Origin of the sequence: Streptomyces hainanensis, from assembly GCF_004348415.1 — a bacterium.
Lineage (GTDB): Bacteria > Actinomycetota > Actinomycetes > Streptomycetales > Streptomycetaceae > Streptomyces > Streptomyces hainanensis.
This window is the reverse complement of record NZ_SMKI01000715.1, coordinates 1-2,506: the sequence shown is the minus strand read 5'-3', so window position 1 is coordinate 2,506 and position 2,506 is coordinate 1. Positions and strand designations below refer to the sequence as shown.

Here is a 2,506-nt window from a genome sequence, read left to right as displayed (position 1 = left end):
TGAGTTCGCCGGCAGCGTGAGATGTGTATAAGCGACAGTTGTCTGACCGCCGACGTGCCCGACCGGCCGGAACCGGCCGCCAACTTGCGTGATCCGCGCAGAGATGGATGCGGAACGCGGTGACCTCGGCGTTTTCGCGCGCGAAATGCGCGAGGACTCTTGCGCGAAACAAACAAGCGTGTCACGGTTGCCGGCATCACGATCCTGTCGGCCGCACGGGAAGCCGAGGCATGCCCACCACGCTCATCACCACGCCCACCTTCGCGCGCTACTCCCGCGAGCCCTGGACCCTGCTGGAGGACGCCGGCGCGGGACCGGTACGGCCGGTCGAGGACGCCGCGCTCCCGCGACCCGAGCTCCTCGCCCGGGTCGGTACCGCCGACGCGCTGATCGTCGGCATGGACCCGATCACCGCCGAGGTCGTCGAGGCCGCCGACCGACTGAAGGTGATCGCCAAGCACGGCGTGGGCGTGGACACCATCGACCTGGCCGCCGCCCGCGCCCGCGGCATCCGCGTCACCTACGCCCCGGGCAGCAACTCCCGCGCCGTCGCCGAGTTCACCTTCGGCCTCGTCCTCGACGCCGCCCGCCGGATCACCGAGGCCGACGCCCGGCTGCGGGCCGGCGGCTGGCCCAAGCTCTTCGGCCCGGAACTCGCCGGCAAGACCCTGGCGATCATCGGCTTCGGCCGCATCGGCCGGCTGCTCGCCGGCTACGCCCAGGCGTTCGGCATGACCGTGCTGGCCCACGACCCCTACCTGCCCGACGCCGAGATCACCGCCCGCGGTGCCCGACCGGCCTCCCTGGCCGACTGCCTGGCGGGGGCCCACTTCACCAGCCTCCACCTGCCGGCCGACCCCGGCGCGCCGCCCCTCCTCGACGCGGCGGCGCTGCGCTCCACGCGCCCCGGCTCCTACCTGATCAACGCGGCCCGCGGCGGCCTGGTCGACGAGGACGCCCTGGCCGGCCTGCTGGTCGAGGGCCACCTGGCCGGCGCGGCCGTCGACGCCTTCGCGAGCGAGCCGCTCGGCGACGGCCCGCTGCGCGCCGCCCCCAACGTCGTGCTCACCCCCCACATGGCGGCCTGCAGCCACGAGGCGAACCGGGAGATGGGCGTCATGGTCGCCGAGGACGTGGTCCGGGTGCTGGCGGGCGAGGAGCCGCGCCACGAGGCGCCCTGAACCGGAAGCACTCCCAGTGAGGAAGGACCCCCAGTGAAGATCGACCGGATACGCGTGGACCGGGCGAAGTTCGAGATGCGTGACTTCGCCAAGCACCCCACCGGGTTCTCGCTCGTCTACGAGCCGGGCAGCAGCAAGCAGGTCAGCGCCTACGCGGTTCGGGTGTACACCGACGAGGGCGTGGTCGGCGAGTACGTCGGCGGCAACTCGGTGGCCGCCGCCCAGCTCAGGATGTTCGGCGACTACCTCGTCGGCAGGGACCCGTTCCAGCGCGAGCTGATCTACAACGACGTCAAGCGGCAGCTCCGCAAGTTCGACAAGATGGGCATGGGCCTGATCGACATCCCGCTCTGGGACCTCGCCGGCCGCGCCTTCGGCGTCTCCGTCCGCACCCTGCTCGGCGGCTGGAAGACCCGGCTGCCCGCCTATGCCTCCACCGCGGCCGGCGACCGCGCCGGCGGCCTCGACAGCGCCGCGGCCTATGCCGACTTCGCCGTCCAGTGCCGCGAACTCGGCTACCGCGCCTACAAGTTGCACGTCTGGGACGACTACGAGGTGGCCGAGGTGGTGCGCACCATCCAGGCCGTGCGCGACGCCGTCGGGCCCGAGATGGACCTGATGCTGGACCCCGGCTCCAAGCTGGAGACGTTCGCGCACGCCGTCCAGGTCGGGCGTGCCTGCGACGAGGCGAACTACCTCTGGCTTGAGGACCCCTACAAGGACACCGGCATCTCGCTCCAGGGCCACAAGCGGCTGCGCGAGCTGATCCGCACCCCGCTGCTCCAGACCGAGCACGTCCGCGGCCTGGAACAGCACGTCGACTTCGCGGTCGGCGGCGGCACCGACTTCGTGCGCGCGGACGCCGAGTACGACGGCGGCATCACCGGCGCGCTGAAGATCGCCCACGCCACCGAGGGGTTGGGCCTCGACGTCGAACTGCACACGCCGGGCCCGGCCCAGCGCCAGCTGATGGCGTCGATCCGCAACACCAACTACTACGAGATGTCGTTCGTCCACCCCAAGTCGACCGAGATCGGCCGGAGTCAGCTGATCTACGCGGACGACTACCGGGACGGCCTCACCGCCGTCGGCCCGGACGGCTGCGTCCCGGTGCCCGAAGGCCCCGGGCTCGGCATCGCGTACGACTGGGACGTGATCGAGGCGCACACCGTGGAGACCGTCGAGTTCTCCTGACCGCGCCAGGGCGCGTCGCCCGGCCGGCTGCCGGGCGGGGTGCTCACGCACACCGGCTGGTCGCGCCCCGGTTCCTCCGCCGCGGGCAGGGCGTCGGGCCACGCCGCGTCACCCGGCGCCGGTTCCTCGGA

2 protein-coding genes are annotated in these 2,506 nt (G+C 72.2%); both read left to right on the top strand.

The genetic code is table 11. The features are described 5' to 3' along the window. Positions 1 to 230: 230 nt before the first annotated feature. Entirely contained in the window at positions 231 to 1,181 is a 951-nt protein-coding gene (locus E1283_RS35085) for a phosphoglycerate dehydrogenase (RefSeq protein WP_132822211.1), read from the top strand. Positions 1,182 to 1,214: 33 nt separating this feature from the next. Beyond that, positions 1,215 to 2,375, top strand: a complete 1,161-nt coding sequence (locus E1283_RS35080; RefSeq protein ID WP_132822210.1) for an enolase C-terminal domain-like protein — start codon at positions 1,215 to 1,217, stop codon at positions 2,373 to 2,375. The last annotated feature ends 131 nt before the right edge of the window (positions 2,376 to 2,506 follow it).

Coding starts and splice junctions, on each gene's coding strand:
- E1283_RS35085 (WP_132822211.1), top strand. CDS start 231: ATGCCCACCACGCTCATCACCACGCCCACCTTCGCGCGCTACTCCCGC.